The following is a 16,610-nucleotide window of genomic DNA, read 5'->3' on the forward strand; positions in this document are numbered from 1 at the left end:
TAGATTGCATACCGTATGGAGTTGCTTCATGGTTGCGGCACGAACGAGGGATGTCCAGAGGGCGCTGATGGTTTTCGCTTCGCCGGCTACCGGAGAAGCGCGCTCCGGGCGAGCCAGTCCGCCGTGTACGGGCGGTGGTGGGCGGGCAGGTTCGCGCAGCCGTGGTTGCCCTCGTCCAGCGCGAGGAGTTCGGCGGGGCCTGAGGACTCCTCGACGAGGCGGCGGGCGTCCTGCCAGGGGAAGAGGCGGTCGCGTTTGCCGGTGACGACGAGGAGGGGGCAGGTGATCGACTTCGTACGGCCGGACAGGGTGAGGGCGCGAGCGGCCCGAGCCGCGGCAGACTCGTCCGGCGCGTGGGAGCGGTGACGGAAGGCGGCGCGGGTGAGGGGTGGCAGGAGATCCCAGGCGGCTCCGAAGTCGTAGGGGCCGGCGAGCGCCACGCAGGCGCGCACCCGGTCGTCGCCTGCGGCCACCCGTGGGGCGTAGTAGCCGCCGAGGCTGACCCCCCAGACGGCGATCCGCCCGGCGTCGACGCCCGGCTGGGCGGCGAGGGCGTCGATGAGTGCGCGGCCGGGATCCTCCCAGGCCGCGGTGATGGGCAGGTCGTACTCGGCCTCGCCCTGGCCGGGGCCGTCCACGGAGAAGGTGGCCAACCCCCGGTCGAGGAAGGTGCGTTCGGTGGTACGGAACTCCTCCTTGGCGGAGTCGAGTCCGGGGATCATCAGTACGGCGGGGTGCGGGCCCGGACCGGCGGGCATGCGGAGTACGCCCACCAGCGTGGCGCCCTGGTAGGGGATCTCGATACGGCGTCCCGGTGGGTCGAGGTGCGGCAGGGCGTCGTTCAGACACCGGACCGCCGCGCGGTGGGCATCGCGGGCCTCGTCCGGGTCCTCGAAGTACAGGAACTTCCCGAAGTGGTAGTAGAGGGCGGCCCTGGCGAGGTGTTCGCCGGTTGAGCGGGTACGGCCCTGCGCGAGGGCGTCGCGGCCGAGCCGTTCGTGCCCGGCCGCCGCTCCGGACCAGGCGGCGCACCACTGCCCCCAGTGCTCCAGTGGGCCGGTGACCGCCTGGAAGTCGGAGACGATCACGCCGTTGGTGGTGAAGCGCGGGGCCCAGTTGGCGAGGGCGGAGGTGATGCGCGCGTCCTTGGTCACGGTCCTGCTCCTCCTGTTGTCGGGGCGCCCAGGTAGAGCTGCCCGATGTCGGGGTGGGCGGCGATCTCGGCGGCCCTGCCGGTGAGCCGGACCCGGCCGCCTTCCATGACGACACCGTGGGTGGCGAGGCCGAGCCCGATCCGTACGTTCTGCTCGACCAGCAGGACGGTGGCGCCCGCGAGGTGGATGCGCTCGATCAGTGCGGCGACCGCCGCGAGGCTCTGGGGATCCAGGCCGAGGGACGGCTCGTCCAACATCACGACCTTCGGCTCCAGCATCAGACCCCGGCCGATCTCGACCATGCGGCGCTGGCCGCCCGAGAGGTTCCCGGCGGGTTCCCCGGCCCGCTCGCGTACGAGGGGCACGAGTTCCTCCACGGCGGCGAGCCGGGCGCGCAGCAGGGCACGGTCCTTGCGGATGAGGTAGCCGCCCATCAGGACGTTCTCGGCAATGGTCATCTTGGGGAAGAGCGCCTGGGACTGCGGGACTTGTACGACGCCGTGACGCAGGATGTCGCGCGGGGAGAGCCCCGACAGGGGGCTGCCATCCAGCCGGACCTCTCCGGTACGGGGGTTCAGCAGTCCCGAGATCACCCGCAGGACGGTGGACTTGCCGGCGCCGTTGGGCCCGATGACACAGGTCACGGTGGACGGCGCGCACTCCAGAAACACCCCGTGCAGGACGTCGCCGCCCCCGTACCCCGCCACCACCCCGTCGAGGGTCAGCACGGCTGATCCGCCTCCTTCTCCGGCTCCGGTGACTTGTCCTGCGGCTCCTTCCGCTCCCCCAAGTACGCCTCCAGGACCGCCGGATCGTCGCGGATCAGCCCCGGCGGCCCCTCGGCGATCGGCCTGCCCTGCGAGAAGACGACCACCGGGTCGCACAGGTCCAGGACGAGCGGGATGTTGTGCTCGACGAGCAGGAAACCGACGCCCTGGTCGGCGAGTTGACGGATGATGCCCTTCAAGTGATCGACCAGGGCCGGGTTGATGCCCCCGGCGGGCTCGTCGAGAAGGATCAGCCGGGTGTCGAGCATCAGGATCTGGGCGAGTTCGACCAGCTTCTGCTGCCCGTACGACAGTGAGCCCGCGGGTTCCTCCGCGAACCGTCCAAGCCCCATGAAGTCGAGGAGTTCACGGGCGCGCGCGGCCTCGGCGCCGGTGACTCCGCCTCGTACCGCCGTACGCCAGCGGCCGTCGGGGAGCGGTGCGACGACGTTCTCCAGGACGCTCATCCCACCGAACAGCCGGGTGGTCTGAAAGGTACGGCCCAGGCCGAGGTGGCAGCGCTCCCAGGGAGGCATCCGGTCGATCCGGCGCCCCTCGAAGGTGATCTCCCCCACGTCGGCCCGCAGGGTGCCGGTGACCAGGTTGAACAGGGTGGTCTTCCCCGAGCCGTTGGGCCCGATCAGACCGGTGATGGTGCCGCGCCGTACGACGAGATCGGCGCCGTCCACCGCGACCAGTCCCCCGAAGTTCTTCGACACCCCGCTGATCCGCAAGAGTTCACCGGTCGCCGGCCGCTCCACACGCGAGGCCACCACGGGCGGCAGCCGCCCCAGCGCGCCTTCCTGGTCGGTGTACTCCACCGTTCGCGGATGCCGTGCCCGCCACCAGGCGGCCGCCCCCGGCAGCAGCCCCTGCGGCAGGAACAGCACCACACCCGTGAGCAGCCCCCCGAACAGCAGCAGCCTGCTGCTCGACCCGCCGCCGTACACGGTGGCCGCCTCGCTGCCGATGGCGACGACGAACGCGCCGACCACCGGCCCGTACAGGCTGCCGCGCCCGCCGATCAGGGCCGCGAGGACCACCATGACGCTCGCCAGAACGGCGAACATGGTGGTGGGGCTGATGTAGGAGAGGAAGTAACCGTAGATTCCGCCCGCGACTCCGGTGAAGAAGGCGCCCGACGCGAAGGCCGTCACCTTGTAGCGGGTGGTGGGGATGCCGATGGCGGCGGCCTTGCCCTCGTCCTCCCGGATGGCGAGCAGGCCGGCGCCGAGTTTCCGGGTCCGCACCCAGGCGCTGAAGGCGAGGGTGAGGATCAGCAGGCCCAGAAAGAGGTAGTAGAAGGGCAGGTTGCCGGTCTCGCGGGACCAGGGCGGCAGCGGCATCGCCAAACCCTGGTTGCCGTGCGTCAGTCGGGTGAGGTTGGTCGCGAGGACCTGGAGGGTGAGCAGCAGCGCGATGGTGACGATGACGAAGGCGGCGCCGCGCGAGCGCAGCACGACCGCGCCGAGCGCCACCGCGACGCCTGCCGCGAGTACCCCGCCGAGCGGTGCGGACAACAGCGGGTTGATGCCGAGGCGTTCGGCGGCGATGCCGCCCATGTAGGCGCCCGCGCCGAGGAAGGCACTGTGGCCGAGCGAGATGTAACCGGCGTACCCGGAAAGGATGTTCCAGCTCACCGCCTGGACCGCGAGCAGCAGACAGAGCACGGCGACCGTCAGGTGGTACTCGGTGCCGATCCCCAGCACCGGATAGACAGCCAGGGCCGCCGCAACCGCCACGACCGGGACCGCTGTCTTCGCCCCGGCCCGCGTGAGCACGGCCTTCACGCCGCCAAGCGGTAGCACGGTCTTCATGCAGCCACGTCCTCCCGTACCCGGGCGCCGAACAGGCCCTGCGGACGGACGATCAGCACCGCCATGATGACGCCGTAGAACACCAGGATCGACCACTGCGGGGACACGTACACCGAGGTCAGCGCCTCGGCGAGGCCGAGGATCAGTGCGCCGGTCAGCGCCCCCGGCAGGCTGCCGAGCCCGCCCAGGACGATGATGCCGAGGATGCGGGCTATCCACTCGTAGTGCGAGGCGGGGAAGAACGGCACCAGAACGGAGAGCACCGAGCCGCCCATGCCCGTACTGGCCGTGCCCAGGGCGAAGGCGAGCGTGGCGGTGGGCACGGCGCTCACGCCCACCAGGGCCGCGCCGGACGGGTTCTGCGCCCAGGCGCGGATCGCCCGCCCTGTCCAGGTCCGGTTGAGGACGGCGTAGAAGGCGGCCAGAACCGCGAGCGCGGCCAGGAATCCGTACAGCGGGGCCTTGGGCAGGGAGATGGGACCCAGCGTGTACGACTCGTCGAAGTACCCGGGGGTGGCCGACCGGTAGCGGTTGCCGGCGGTCACGTTGAGCAGGCCCTCGATGAGAAGGGCCACGCCGAACATCAGCAGCACCGACATGGACGGCGGAGCGGACCGCAGCCGGGCCCCCACCAGACGGTAGAAGACCCAGCCGAAGCCGAACATCAGCGGAGTCGTCAGGGCGGCCAGTGCGATCGGGTCGATGCCGGTCGCCCGCCACACCCACCAGGTCACGAAGGCCGACAGGACGAGGAAGGCCCCCTGGGCGACGTTGATGACGCGCATGACGCCGAAGACCAGGGTGAGGCCCGAGGCCATCAGCGCGTACACCCCGCCGATCAGCAGCCCCAGGGCCAGCGTCTGGACGAACTCCGCCACATCAACTCCAGCCCGGCTTGGGGTAGATGGCCTTCTCGGCGGTGGCGGCCTCCTCGGGCGAGACGATCTGCACCTTGCCGCTCTGCCACTGGGCGAGCAGGAAGCTGCCGAGCGGCGCGCCGCGCTTGTCCCACTTCAGCGGGCCGAGGATGGTCTCGACCTCGTTGCCGTGCAGCCATTGCGCGACCTTGTCCTGGTCGGTGCCGTCCGCCCCCTCGATACCGGCCCGTAGCACCTGGGCGGCGGCGAAGGCATCGGCGGCGTCCTCCGCCGGGACGGCGTTGTCGTACTCCTTCGCGTACGCCGCCACGAACTCCTTGTTGAGCGGGGTCGGGGCGCTCTCGTGCCAGCTGACCGAGTAGAAGACTCCCTCGGTGTTGGCCTCGCCGACGCCCTTGCTGTACTGCCCGGCGTTGCTGGGCGCGGACATCTGGAAGAGCGCCTTGGGCGAGAAGTTCTGCTGCTTGAGGGCTCGTACGAGTCCGACGCCGTCCTGGAACACCGCGCCGTGCGCGAGGAGTTCCGGCTTCCTGCCCGCTATGGCGGCGGCGATGGGCTGCATGTTGGTGGTCTCGGCCGGATAGACGCTGGTGTACACGGTCTTGATTCCCAGGTCCTCCAGCAGGTCCTGGAGCCGCTCGATGACCGGCCGGGTGAACGGGTCGTCCTGGGTGGTGTACGCGGCCGAGGCCGGACGTTCGGCCTCCGGCAGGGACTTCACCCAGTCCACGAAGGTGTTCGCCTGGTCGGCGGAGAGTGCGGGCTGGGCGAAGAAGAGCCTGTCGAAGCCGCGCGTGAAGATGTTCTCCGCGCCGCCGGCGGGCTCGACGAAGACCATGCCCTGGCGCTCGGCGACCGCGGAGGCCGGGTAGTTGAGCAGCGAGGAGAAGGTGCCGAGCAGGAAGTCCACCCGGTCCTGGGTGATCAGCCGGGTGTAGTCGGCGACCACCGTGTCCTGGCTGCTTGCGTCGTCGGTGATCTTCAACTGGATCTGGCGGCCGAGGATTCCGCCGTCGGCGTTGACCATCTCGCGCCAGATCCGGTAGCCGCGCTCGGCCTCCTGGCCCGGCTGCGAGAACTGCCCGGTCAGCGGCAACGAGGCACCGATGACTAGCTCCTTGCCGCTGCCCCCGGTCGAGCCCTCGCCCGAGCAGCCGACCAGGACAAGTCCCAGCCCCAGTCCGATGGTTGTGAACTCCCGCCGGGAAAGCCCGTTCGTTCCACCCATGACGCCCATGACGACTCCAGCTAGTCCATGCTCTTGGCGACGGTTTCGGTGATCCGGTCCACGCTCGGCAGCGCCGCGTCCTCCAACGAGTCGGCGGCGGGCAGCGGGACATGCGGGGTGGTGATCCGCACCAAGGGCCCGTCCAGGCTGGTGAAACCCTCCTCGGCGCAGATCGACACCACCTCGGCTCCCCAGCCGCACAGCCGGGGGTTCTCCTCCACGGTGAACAGCCGCCCGGTCCGCTCCAGTTGCTCCAGTACGGCGCGCACGTCCAGCGGGACCAGGCTGCGCAGGTCGAGCACCGCGGCCGCGATGCCGTGCTCGCGCTCCAGCCGCTCGGCGGCTGCCAGCGCGCGCGGCGCCATGAGCCCCAGGGTGACGATCACGCAGTCCCCGCCCTCGCGCCGCAGGACGGCCGACCCCAGCGTGTCGGTGATCTCGCCGTCCGGGACCTCGCCCCGGACTGGGTAAAGCCCCTTGGCCTCAAGGAAGACGACCGGGTCCGGGTCGCGTACGGCGGCCGCCAGCAGGCCCACCACATCGCGCGGTGTGGACGGCACGACGACCTTGAGGCCCGGCACCGCCATCACCCAGTTCGCCACGTCCTGCGAGTGCTGCGCCCCGAAGCGCAGCCCCCCGCCGTTGGCGGCCCGCACCACCAGCGGCAGGGACAACTGGCCGCCCGCCATATAGCGGGTCTTGGCGATCTGGTTGGCGAGCAGGTCCCAGCCGACGCCGAAGAAGTCGCTGAACATGATCTCGGCGATGGGCCGCAGCCCGGTCATCGCGGCGCCCATCGCCGCGCCCAGGATGGCCTGTTCGGAGATCGGCGTGTCCCGGACCCGCCGCGGACCGAACTCCTCCAGCAGCCCGGGCGTCGTCTTGAACACCCCGCCCGCCTCCGCGACGTCCTCACCGAGCAGGACCACCCGCTCGTCGCGCCGCATCTCCTGCGCGAGGCCGCGCGCGACCGCGTCCCGGTAGGTCAGTTGCGCCATGCCGCACCTCCGTCGGCCCACAGGTCCCGCTCCACCAGGGCCGGTTCGGGCAGCGGCCCGTCCTCGGCCGCCTTCGTGGCCTCATCGGTCTCCCGGGCGGCCGCGTCCTCGATCCCGGCGAGTTTCGACTCGGCGATCCCGGCAGCGAGCAGCTTGGTGCGGTACGCCGGCACGGGATCGCGAGCGAGCCAGTCCTCGACCTCCCGCTGTGGGCGGTACGTCCCCGGGTCGGCCCGCGAGTGCCCGCCGTGCCGGTAGGTGTCGGCCTCGATCAGGCTCGGCCCACCGCCCTCGCGAGCCTTCCCCAGGGCGCCGAGCGCGGTCTCGTAGACCGCGTCGACGTCATTGCCGTCGACGACGACGCGCTCCAGTCCGTACGCCGCCGCACGGTCGGCGGCGGGCCGCTCCACCGCTGTCACCGCCCGGATCGGCGTGTACTCCATGTACTGGTTGTTCTCGCAGACGTACAGCACCGGGAGCTGCCATACGGCGGCCAGGTTCAACGCCTCATGGAACGCCCCGATGTTGGTGGTGCCGTCGCCGAAGAAGCAGACCGCGACCTGCTCGGAGCCACGCAGTTGCGCCGACCAGGCGGCGCCGCCCGCGATCGGCAGGTGGGCGCCCACGATCGCGTAGCTGCCCATCATCCCGTGCTCGGTGCTGGTCAGATGCATGCTGCCGCCCTTGCCGGACATCAGGCCGTTGCCGCGGCCCATCAGCTCGGCGAGGATCCCCGCCATGGGGGCGCCGCGCGCCAGAGTGTGGGCGTGACCGCGGTAGGTGGCGAAGGTGTAGTCGTCGGGGCGCATCGCGGCGGCGAATCCGGCGGCTACGGCCTCCTGGCCGGTCGACAGGTGGCTGGTGCCCTTCACAAGACCGCGCAGGAAGAGGTCGTACGCCCGCTTCTCCATGGCGCGCATCCGCACCATCTGCCGGTACAGCTCGAGCCGTACGTCCATGAGTTGCCCTCACTCAGTAGCGGTTGGCGACGAAGAGTTCCTGGGCGGGGAAGAGGGTGAGCACCCGGGCGCCGTCGGCGGTGACCAGGATCTCTTCCTCGATTCGGGCCGCCGAGTAGCCGTCGGTGGCCGGGCAGTAGGTCTCCAGGGCGAAGACCATGCCTTCGTGGATCTCCTCCGGGTGCTCCAGGGAGTTCAGTCGGCTGATGATCGGGCGTTCGTGGAGTCCGAGCCCGAGGCCGTGGCCGAACTGCAGCCCGAAGCAGTCCATTTCGGTGGCGAAGCCGAAGTCCTGGGCCCGGGGCCAGGCGCGGGCGATGGCGTCGGTGGTCACGCCCGGCTTGACGAGTGCGATCGCCGCGTCGATCCACTCGCGGGCGCGCTCGTAGGCGGCGCGCTGCGGGGCCGTCGATGAACCGACGTTCAAGGTGCGGTAGTAGCAGGTGCGGTAGCCGTTGTAGGACTGGATGATGTCGAAGAAGCAGGTGTCGCCCGGGCGGATCAGACGGTCGGTGAAGTTGTGCGGATGCGGATTGCAGCGCTCCCCGGAAACCGCGTTGATCGCTTCGACGTCGTCGGAGCCCTGCTCGTAGAGGTACTTGTTGGCGAGGGCGACGATGTCGTTCTCGCGTACTCCGGGTTTGAGGGCCTCGGAGATGGCCTGGTAGCAGCCGTCGACCATGGCGGCGGACTGGGTGAGCAGCAGGATCTCGTCCGGGTTCTTCAGCTGCCGGGCGTCCAGCATCACCTGCTGGCCGTCGGCGGCGCGCAACCCGGCCTGCTGGAGGGCGAATTGGAACGGCGGCTCGACGATGTCCAGGCCGATGGGCGCGTCTGCGACCCCGGCCTCGTTCAGCAGGCCGCGTATCTCGGCGACGGCCCGGTCGAAAAGCCCCGCCTCGGGCCGTACGGCACCGCGCAGGCCCAGCATTCCGGCCCGGCAGTTCTCCGGCTTCAGCCAGGGCGCGTACAACTGGTGGTGGCGGGCCGCCGAGCCGAAGTCCCAGAGGACCGGCTCGCCTTCGCGGGTGAGCAGTGCGTAACGGGTCATCTTGTCGCGCGACCACTCACCGATCATGGTGCCGGTGAGATAGCGGATGTTGTTGACGTCGAAGAGGAGCAGCGCGCCGAGCCCACTGGCGTCGAGCGCCGCACGCACCCGCTCCAGGCGGTAGGCGCGCAGCCGGTCGAAGTCGACGCGGGACTCGAAGTCGACGGCGGAGTGGCCGGGCGCGTGAGTGGTCATTCCCCGGTCTCCTCTGCGTCCGCCTCCCCTGCGTCCTGCTCCTCCGCCTCCAGCAACAGCCCTGATGCGCGGGCGACTTCGGCGAGCAGTACCGCGAAGTCGACCGGCCCGTCCTGCCCTTGGGCCTGTACGGAGGCTTGCACCAGCTGGTGGACAAGGGCGGCGACAGGCATGCTCACCCCGCTCTCGCGGGCGGCGGACAGGCCCAGTTCGAAGTCCTTGCGCAACAGTTGGGGAGTGAAGGTCGGGGTGAAGTCCAGGCGGGTGAGGGCTGGGGTCTTGTAGCGGGTGAACACGGACCCGAGTACCGACACGTTGATGAAGGCCAGGAAGTCCGAGCGCCGCACCCCGCCCTTCTCGGCGAGCACGGTGATTTCCGCGAGGGACTGGATGACCGCGCCCAGGAACAGATTGTGGGCGATCTTCACGAGCCGGGCTTCCTCGCCCTCGCCGACGTACGCCGCCGCACCGGCGATCGCCGTCAGCAGCGGATTCACGATCTCGTACGCTTGTGGGGGCCCCGAGACGACGAAGGCCGCCGTGCCCGCCCTGACCGCCGAGGGATTGCCGCTGACCGGCGCCGCGAGCATCGGTGCCCCGGCCTTGGCCGCCTCCGCGCGGATCTGGAGGGCGACCTTCTGCGAGACCGTCGAGCAGTCCACCAGGATGCCCGGGGCAGCCGTCTGTCGCAGCAGCCCGCCCTCGGCGACGGTGACCTCGGTGAGCGCGGCGTCCGCGGCGACCATGATGAACACCACGTCCCGGTGGGCGAGTTCGGCCACCGATCCGGCGACGGTCGCCCCGTACTCCCGCAACGACTCGGCCTTCGCGCGGGTGCGGTTGTGGACCGCGACCTCATATCCGGCGGCGAGCAGCCGCTGGACCATCGCGCTTCCCATCCGGCCGGTTCCGAGCCAGCCGATACGCGGTTTCGTACGATCCGTCGGCGTCGTCATCGCGGGGTTCCTCCGCTGTCGTACGCAGGGCAAACGATGGGTCTATCGCGGGGTGTTGAGCGCTCCATGATCTGGATCTAAGCTCAGGGTTCATGGACGGCAATCGTTTGTCTTCAGGACAGTATGAATGCTCTGACTGCCCGTCAAGGGGCGGCGCACGGTGACCGTCACACTCGCCGATGTGGCCCGTAAGGCGCGCGTCCACCCGGGCACCGCCTCCAAGGCGCTCAACCCGGCAACCCGCCACCGGGTGGCCGCGGACACCGTCCGCCGTATCGTGCGGGCCGCGGAATCTCTCGGCTACGAGCCCAACTCCCTTGCCCGCGGCCTGCGCACGCAGCGCTCGCGCACCATCGGGGTGCTCATCCCCGACCTGGCCAACCCGCTCTTCCCGCCCATCGTGCGCGGCATCGAGCAGGTGCTCGGCGCCGCCGACCATCTGGCCCTGCTCACCGACACCGACAACGACCCGGACCGTGAGGAGCGGCTGGTCGCCATGCTCCAGGGGAGGCGCAGCGACGGCTTCATCGTCGCCACCGCCCGCCGCGAGCACCCCCTCCTCGACCGCCTCGCCGACGTGAACACCCCGCTCGTGCTCCTCAACCGCATCACCGACCGCCCCCGCCACTCCAGCGTGACCTGTGACGACGCCGCCGGAGTGCTGGACGCCGTCCGTCACCTGGCCGAGCTCGGCCACCGGCGCATCGCCCATCTCGCGGGCCCGCAGGAACTGTCCACCGGGCATCTGCGTCACCGCGCCTTCCTCGATGCCGTGGACCAGCTCGGCCTGGACCGCCGCGACTGCCCGGTCCTCCCGGGCACCACCTACTCCACCGGGGCCGGCCGGTCCGCCGCCCGTGCGGCCCTGGCCTTGAGCCCCCGCCCCACCGCTGTCCTCGCCGGGAACGACCTGATGGCCCTCGGCGTCCTCGACGCCCTCACCGAGGCCGGCCTGCACTGCCCGCGCGATCTGTCCGTCATCGGCTTCAACGACATGCCGATGCTCGACCGCATGGCCACTCCCCTGACCACCATCCGCACCCCGCAGCACGAGATCGGCGCGGAGGCCGCCCGCCTGATCCTCCGCATCCTCGACGGCCTGCCCGAGCCCTTGCACATCCGGCTCACCTGCCGCCTGGTCGTCCGGGCCTCGACCGCTGCCGCGGGACAGCCGGAATGACGCATACCGGGTACACGAGGCGCGCCGACCATTTTCAGAGGTCGCCCGGCGACGTGTCGTCGCCGGGCAAGGGGTGTATCCGTTGTCCGTCCGCCACGGGCCGATGCTGCGCAGGCCCGCGTCAGCCGGTCCCCGTCGAGCCCCCCGGCGAGATCAGTCCGGTCTCGTAGGCGAGGACGACGGCCTGGACGCGATCGCGGAGGTCCAGCTTCGACAGGATGCGGCCGATGTGCGTCTTCACCGTGGTCGGGCTGAGGAACAGACGGTCCGCCAGCTCGGCGTTGCTGAGGCCTGTCGCGAGCAGGCGGAGGACTTCGAGCTCGCGGGGGGTGAGACCGGACAGGTCGCGGTGCAGGGTGACCGACCGGTCCTCCTCGCGGTGGGCGAAGCGTTCGATGAGCCGGCGGGTGATCGCGGGCGCGAGCAGGGCGTCGCCGGACTGCACCAGGCGTACGGCGCCCACCAGATGCTCGGGGGTGACGTCCTTGAGCAGGAAGCCGCTGGCGCCGGCGGTGAGCGCGGCGTAGACGTAGTGGTCGAGGTCGTAGGTGGTGAGGATGATGACCCGCGTCCCGTCGGAGCCGTCGCCGTCGAGGATCCGCCGGGTCGCCTCGATGCCGTCCATCCGCGGCATCCGGATGTCCATGAGGACGACGTCGGGCCGGGTGCGCCGGACGGCCGCGACCGCCTCGGCCCCGTCGGCCGCCTCGGCCGTCACCTCGATGCCGTCGGCGGTGAGGATCATCCCGAAGCCCGTACGCACCAGGGCCTGGTCGTCCGCGATGACGGCACGCAGAGGCGGCCTCTTCACGCTGTCCGCCACGGGACTCGGGCCTTGATCCGGTATCCGCCGGCGAGGGTCGGTCCCGCCGTGAGTTCGCCGCCGTACACCGCGAGCCGCTCACGCAGCCCGATCAGCCCGCGGCCGGTGCCGTCGGCCGGCGAGGCGTCGGTGTCCGCGGACGGGGAGTCGTAGGCGGCGCCGGTGTCCATGACCTCGATCTCCAGACAGTCGCCGGCGTAGCCGATCATGACGGACGCGTCGGCGCCCGGCGCGTGCTTGATCGTGTTGGTCAGCGCCTCCTGCACGACGCGGTACGCCGCGAGTTCCACCCCGGGCGGCAACGGGTCCGGCGGCAGCGACATCGCGACGTTGACCGGGGTCCCGGCGGCCCGTACCCGCTCGGTCAGGGCGTCGAGCTGGCCGAGGCCGGGCTGCGGTTCGAGGCCGTCGGCGGGGCTGTCGGAGAGGCCGGTGTCGGGGGCGGCCAACAGGCCCATCACATGGCGGAGTTCGGCCATGGCGGCGCGGCCCCCGGCCTCGACCGCCAGCAGTGCCTCCTTGGACCGTTCCGGCGCCGCGTCCATCACCTTGCGTGCCGCACCCGCCTGGATCACCATCACGCTCACATTGTGGGTCACCACGTCGTGCAGTTCGGCGGCTATCCGGGCGCGCTCCTCCTCGACGGCCCGGCGCATGGTCTCCTCCTGCGCCTTCTGCAACTCCGTGAACCGGTCCCGGCTGGCCGCCAGCCTGCGCCGCGAGAATCGGACCAGGCCGGCCGTGACCCCGGCGACCAGCAGCACGACCGCGGGGCTCGACCACGCCGGAAGCATGGGTTCCGCCTCCCGGAACGCGGCACCGGCCAGCACAGCGGCGACAACCATGGCGGCCAGCGCCCCCGCCCGGTAACGGCTGTACATGACGGCGCTGTAGGCGCCGATGACACAGGTCAGCACGTTGATCCAGGAGGCGTCGTCGCCGATGGCCAGCACCGCGACGAGCACCACCGTGAACGCGGCCAGCGGATACCTGCGCATGGCCGCCAGCGGGAGCGCCGACAGGACCACCAGGGGCCAGGGGACGGAGGGAGTTTCGCCGATCTCGACCATCTCACCGGGTGCGGGCGGCCGCGGCGGGACGGGGAACCCGTACTCGTCCTTCGAGATGATCCTGACCGGCCCGTCACCGGGATAGCGCGCCGCCACGATCAGCGCGACGACGGTCAGTACGACCGCCAGCGCCAGATCGACGCGTACCGCCCGCCGCGACAGCGGGGCGGGCTTCGCCTCCGGCCGCAGCGCGTCGCGCAGTTGCCGGCGCCAGCCGCGCCGGTCCTCCGTCTCCATCCCCATCAGCACATTGTGTGGCCCGCCCGCCCCGGCCCGCGTCCGTCTGCGCGACCAGGGTGCTGTCCCCGAGGTGTACGTCGCAGGGATGACCCCGTGACCGGATCCTCCGCGCGGAGGGCCCGATGTCGGTGCCGCGGCCGACGCGGCCGAGCAGCGCCCGCCCCTACGTTCACTGGCGCCGGGAAAGGCACGAGGCCTCTCGGACCCAAGGACGGACGACTCCCATGACTCAGGTGATCCAACTGGAGAACGTGGCCAAGCGCTACGACAGCTCCGGCACACCCGCGCTCGGACCGCTCACGCTCTCCGTCGCCAAGGGCGAGGCCCTCGCCGTGACGGGCCCCTCCGGCAGCGGCAAGTCCACGCTGCTGAACCTCGTCGCGGGTCTGGACAAGGCAACCGAGGGCTCCGTGACGGTGGCCGACCGCCGGCTCGGCGACCTGAGCGAGCACGCGCTGGCCCGGTTCCGCCGCGAGCAGATCGGCATGGTCTTCCAGTTCTTCAATCTGCTCGACGACCTCACCGTCACCGACAACATCCAGCTCCCCGCCCAACTGGCCGGAGCGGCACGGCGGAAGACGGCGGCCAGGGCCGGTGAGCTGATGGAGGCGCTCGGCATCCAGAAGCACGCCCGCGCCTACCCGGGCCGGCTCTCCGGCGGCGAACGCCAGCGGGTCGCGGTCGCCAGGGCGCTGGTCAACCGGCCCGCGCTGCTGCTCGCCGACGAGCCGACCGGCGCCCTCGACACCGCTTCGGGCCAGGACGTACGGGAGTTGCTGGTGGACCTGCACCGCGGCGGGCAGACCATCGTACTTGTCACGCACGACCTGGCCCTCGCGGAGGCCTGCGCGAGCCGCACGATTCATCTGGTCGACGGCCACCTCGCCCTCGACACGCATGCGGAGGCCGTCCGATGAGCCGCTTCGGCTCGGGTTTCGGCACCGGCGCGCTCGGCCGGGTCGTACGTTCCGGGGTGGGCAGGCGCCGGGTGCAGACCTTGGTGATCGCCATTGCCACGATGATGGCCGTGGCCTCCGCCGTGGTCGCCGGCTCGCTCATGGTCGCCGCGAACGCGCCCTTCGACCACGCCTTCGCCGCACAGCACGGCGCCCACCTCACCGCGGCGTTCGATCCGGCCAAGGTGAGTACGGCGCAACTGGAGGCCACCGGAGAGCTGGAGGGCGTCACCGCGACCGCGGGGCCGTACCCCACCACGGCGATCGGCGGGGTGAACTCGCCGACGCTGACTCTCGTCGGCCGTTCCGGGCCCGGGGCCGACGTGGACGACGTGGACCTCAGGTCCGGCCGGTGGGCGACGAAGCCGGGCGAGGTCGTGCTGTCGGCGACGTTCGCCGGACCCGCCTTCAAGCTCGGCTCCACCCTCGAGACCTCGGACGCCGCGGACGCCCCGGAACTGACGGTCGTCGGCCTCGCCGTGTCGGCCAGCAGGACCGCCGACGCGTGGGCGACACCTGCGCAGGTCGAGGCGCTGGCGTCGAAGGACAGTCCGGTCACGAGTCAGATGCTGTACCGCTTCGACTCAGCGGGCACGAAGGGGCAGATCGCCGCCCGCCTGAAGACGCTCACCGCCGCCGTACCGTCCGGGGCGCTGCTCGGCACCACGTCCTATCTGGACACCAAGCGTGCCGCCGACCAGGGCGCGGCGCCGACCATTCCGTTCCTGATCGCCTTCGGCGTGCTCGGCATCATCATGTCCGTGATCATCGTCGGCAGTGTGGTCAGCGGTGCGGTCGGCACCAGCCTGCGCAGGATCGGCATCCTCAAGGCCATCGGCTTCACACCGCGCGAAGTGGTGCGCGCCTATGTGGCCCAGGCGCTGATCCCGGCCTGCGCGGGCATCGCGCTCGGGGTCGTGCTCGGAAACCTTCTGGCCGTACCACTCCTGGAGGACACCGAGCAGGCGTACGGCAGCGCCTCGCTGACGGTGGCCTGGTGGGTGGACGTCGTGGTGCCGGCCGTGGCGCTGGTCATCGTCGGGATTTCCACGCTGGTCCCCGCGCTGCGGGCCGGGCGGCTGCGTACGGTCGAGGCCATCGCGGTCGGCCGGGCGCCGCGCACGGGGCGCGGTCAGTGGGCGCATCGCGCGGCGGGGCGGCTGCCGCTGCCGCGGGCGGTGACGTACGGGCTCGCGAGTCCCTTCGCCCACCCGGTCCGTACGGTCGCGATGCTGCTCGCGGTGGCCTTCGGCACGGTCACGGCGACGTTCGCGGTGGGGCTGACCGCGTCGCTGAACGCGGTGGCTGACTCGTCGGATCCCGAGGAGAGCGCCGCGGTCACCGTGATCAGCGGCGGCCGGCACATGGGCCCGGGCGGACCCGGCCCCGCGGAGGACAAGTCCGAGGCCCCTGCCGTCGATCCGGCGAAGGTGAGCGCTGCCATCGAGGCCCAGGCGGGCACCGCTTCGTACTACGGCATGACCCGGACCGAGGTCACCGTGGCCGGGCTCTCCGGCTCGATCGAGGCCAGCTTCTACCAGGGTGATCTGGACGCTGCCGCCTACGAGATGATCTCCGGGCACTGGATCACCGGTGCGGGGCAGGCCGTGGTGCCCACGGGTTTCCTGGAGAGGACCGGCACCGAGATCGGTGACACGGTGCGGGTGACCCTCGAAAAGGACACCGAGACCCTGCGGATCGTCGGCGAGGCCTTCGACACCTCGGACGACGGTCTGCATCTCCACGCGGATCTCGCCAACTTCCCCGAGGCCAAGCCCGATTCCTTCCTCGTCGACGTGAAGCCGGGCGTCTCCCCCACCCAGTACGCCACACAGCTCAAAGCGGTGGTGCAGCCGCTGGGCGGCGACGTCATGGCCAACTCCCCGTCGGAGGGCGAGAACATGATCCTCATCCTGGAGGCGATGGCGGTGCTCCTCACCCTCATGCTGGTCTCCGTCGCCGGCCTCGGCGTGCTCAACTCCGCCGTCCTGGACACCCGGGAGCGCGTCCACGACCTCGGCGTCTGCAAGGCACTCGGCATGTCACCACGGCAGACCGTGAGCCTCGTGCTCGCCTCGGTGACCGGGATCGGCGTACTCGGCGGCCTGGTCGGCGTACCGCTCGGATTCGCCCTGCACGGCTACGTACTGCCGGTGATGGGGCACGCCGCGGGCACCAACCTGCCCCCGTCGATCCTGGACGTGTACGAACCGTGGCAGCTGATGCTGCTGGGCCTCGCCGGCATCACGATCGCCCTGCTCGGCGCCCTGCTTCCGGCGAGCTGGGCGGCCAAGACCCGCACGGCGACGGCTCTGCGCACGGAGTAACCGACTTCCGC

The 16,610-nt window shown here is 71.0% G+C and carries 14 protein-coding genes; 3 read left to right on the forward strand and 11 right to left on the reverse strand.

Features of this window, described 5'->3' with window-relative positions; translation table 11 throughout:
• Window positions 1-86: 86 nt before the first annotated feature.
• The 9 genes from OG246_RS36955 to OG246_RS36995 are packed head-to-tail and all read right to left on the reverse strand — an operon-like array spanning window position 87 to window position 10,003.
• The gene (locus OG246_RS36955) at window positions 87-1,154 is read right to left on the reverse strand and encodes a S9 family peptidase (protein ID WP_266473178.1); all 1,068 of its coding nucleotides are present in this window, start codon (window positions 1,152-1,154) and stop codon (window positions 87-89) included.
• Window positions 1,151-1,882 carry an ABC transporter ATP-binding protein gene (locus tag OG246_RS36960; RefSeq protein WP_266473180.1) on the reverse strand — a complete coding sequence of 244 codons (732 nt, stop codon included), beginning with the start codon at window positions 1,880-1,882 and terminating at the stop codon, window positions 1,151-1,153. Before OG246_RS36960 ends, OG246_RS36955 begins: the two co-directional genes overlap by 4 nt.
• On the reverse strand, window positions 1,876-3,738 hold the full coding sequence (locus OG246_RS36965; RefSeq protein ID WP_266473182.1) for an ATP-binding cassette domain-containing protein: 1,863 nt from the start codon (window positions 3,736-3,738) through the stop codon (window positions 1,876-1,878). The genes OG246_RS36960 and OG246_RS36965 overlap by 7 nt, the downstream gene beginning before the upstream one ends.
• The gene (locus OG246_RS36970; RefSeq protein ID WP_266473183.1) at window positions 3,735-4,616 is read right to left on the reverse strand and encodes a branched-chain amino acid ABC transporter permease; all 882 of its coding nucleotides are present in this window, start codon (window positions 4,614-4,616) and stop codon (window positions 3,735-3,737) included. The genes OG246_RS36965 and OG246_RS36970 overlap by 4 nt, the downstream gene beginning before the upstream one ends.
• A 1-nt stretch (window position 4,617) precedes the next feature.
• Window positions 4,618-5,844 carry an amino acid ABC transporter substrate-binding protein gene (locus OG246_RS36975; protein WP_266473184.1) on the reverse strand — a complete coding sequence of 409 codons (1,227 nt, stop codon included), beginning with the start codon at window positions 5,842-5,844 and terminating at the stop codon, window positions 4,618-4,620.
• A 20-nt stretch (window positions 5,845-5,864) separates the two neighbouring features.
• Window positions 5,865-6,842, reverse strand: coding sequence for an alpha-ketoacid dehydrogenase subunit beta (locus OG246_RS36980; protein ID WP_266473185.1), 978 nt, complete (start codon window positions 6,840-6,842; stop codon window positions 5,865-5,867).
• On the reverse strand, window positions 6,830-7,801 hold the full coding sequence (locus OG246_RS36985) for a thiamine pyrophosphate-dependent dehydrogenase E1 component subunit alpha (RefSeq protein ID WP_266473186.1): 972 nt from the start codon (window positions 7,799-7,801) through the stop codon (window positions 6,830-6,832). The genes OG246_RS36980 and OG246_RS36985 overlap by 13 nt, the downstream gene beginning before the upstream one ends.
• A gap of 13 nt (window positions 7,802-7,814) precedes the next feature.
• Window positions 7,815-9,047, reverse strand: a complete 1,233-nt coding sequence (locus tag OG246_RS36990; protein WP_266473187.1) for a Xaa-Pro peptidase family protein — start codon at window positions 9,045-9,047, stop codon at window positions 7,815-7,817.
• On the reverse strand, window positions 9,044-10,003 hold the full coding sequence (locus OG246_RS36995; protein ID WP_266473188.1) for an NAD(P)-dependent oxidoreductase: 960 nt from the start codon (window positions 10,001-10,003) through the stop codon (window positions 9,044-9,046). The genes OG246_RS36990 and OG246_RS36995 overlap by 4 nt, the downstream gene beginning before the upstream one ends.
• Window positions 10,004-10,163: 160 nt before the next feature.
• On the opposite strand from OG246_RS36995, the gene OG246_RS37000 reads away from it, so the two are divergent.
• Window positions 10,164-11,183, forward strand: coding sequence for a LacI family DNA-binding transcriptional regulator (locus tag OG246_RS37000; protein WP_266473191.1), 1,020 nt, complete (start codon window positions 10,164-10,166; stop codon window positions 11,181-11,183).
• 121 nt (window positions 11,184-11,304) lie between these two features.
• Here the strand turns inward: OG246_RS37000 and OG246_RS37005 are convergent, their stop codons facing one another.
• Together OG246_RS37005 and OG246_RS37010 are read right to left on the reverse strand one after the other, a co-directional pair.
• Entirely contained in the window at window positions 11,305-11,994 is a 690-nt protein-coding gene (locus OG246_RS37005) for a response regulator transcription factor (RefSeq protein WP_266473192.1), read from the reverse strand.
• Entirely contained in the window at window positions 11,991-13,319 is a 1,329-nt protein-coding gene (locus tag OG246_RS37010; protein WP_266473194.1) for a sensor histidine kinase, read from the reverse strand. The genes OG246_RS37005 and OG246_RS37010 overlap by 4 nt, the downstream gene beginning before the upstream one ends.
• Before the next feature lie 221 nt (window positions 13,320-13,540).
• On the opposite strand from OG246_RS37010, the gene OG246_RS37015 reads away from it, so the two are divergent.
• A complete protein-coding gene (locus tag OG246_RS37015) occupies window positions 13,541-14,233 on the forward strand; it encodes an ABC transporter ATP-binding protein (RefSeq protein WP_266473196.1) in 693 nt (230 codons plus the stop codon).
• On the forward strand, window positions 14,230-16,599 hold the full coding sequence (locus OG246_RS37020; protein ID WP_266473198.1) for an ABC transporter permease: 2,370 nt from the start codon (window positions 14,230-14,232) through the stop codon (window positions 16,597-16,599). Before OG246_RS37015 ends, OG246_RS37020 begins: the two co-directional genes overlap by 4 nt.
• Window positions 16,600-16,610: the final 11 nt, after the last annotated feature.

Origin of the sequence: Streptomyces sp. NBC_00620 (assembly GCF_026341825.1) — a bacterium.
Taxonomy (GTDB): domain Bacteria; phylum Actinomycetota; class Actinomycetes; order Streptomycetales; family Streptomycetaceae; genus Streptomyces.

What these genes read in the sequence shown, in the direction of transcription:
- OG246_RS37010 (WP_266473194.1), bottom strand. Translation starts at nt 13,319, where the DNA reads ATGGGGATGGAGACGGAGGACCGGCGCGGCTGGCGCCGGCAACTGCGC.
- OG246_RS36990 (WP_266473187.1), bottom strand. Translation starts at nt 9,047, where the DNA reads ATGACCACTCACGCGCCCGGCCACTCCGCCGTCGACTTCGAGTCCCGC.
- OG246_RS36985 (WP_266473186.1), bottom strand. Translation starts at nt 7,801, where the DNA reads ATGGACGTACGGCTCGAGCTGTACCGGCAGATGGTGCGGATGCGCGCC.
- OG246_RS37015 (WP_266473196.1), top strand. Translation starts at nt 13,541, where the DNA reads ATGACTCAGGTGATCCAACTGGAGAACGTGGCCAAGCGCTACGACAGC.
- OG246_RS36975 (WP_266473184.1), bottom strand. Translation starts at nt 5,844, where the DNA reads ATGGGTGGAACGAACGGGCTTTCCCGGCGGGAGTTCACAACCATCGGA.
- OG246_RS36965 (WP_266473182.1), bottom strand. Translation starts at nt 3,738, where the DNA reads ATGAAGACCGTGCTACCGCTTGGCGGCGTGAAGGCCGTGCTCACGCGG.
- OG246_RS36980 (WP_266473185.1), bottom strand. Translation starts at nt 6,842, where the DNA reads ATGGCGCAACTGACCTACCGGGACGCGGTCGCGCGCGGCCTCGCGCAG.
- OG246_RS37020 (WP_266473198.1), top strand. Translation starts at nt 14,230, where the DNA reads ATGAGCCGCTTCGGCTCGGGTTTCGGCACCGGCGCGCTCGGCCGGGTC.
- OG246_RS36995 (WP_266473188.1), bottom strand. Translation starts at nt 10,003, where the DNA reads ATGACGACGCCGACGGATCGTACGAAACCGCGTATCGGCTGGCTCGGA.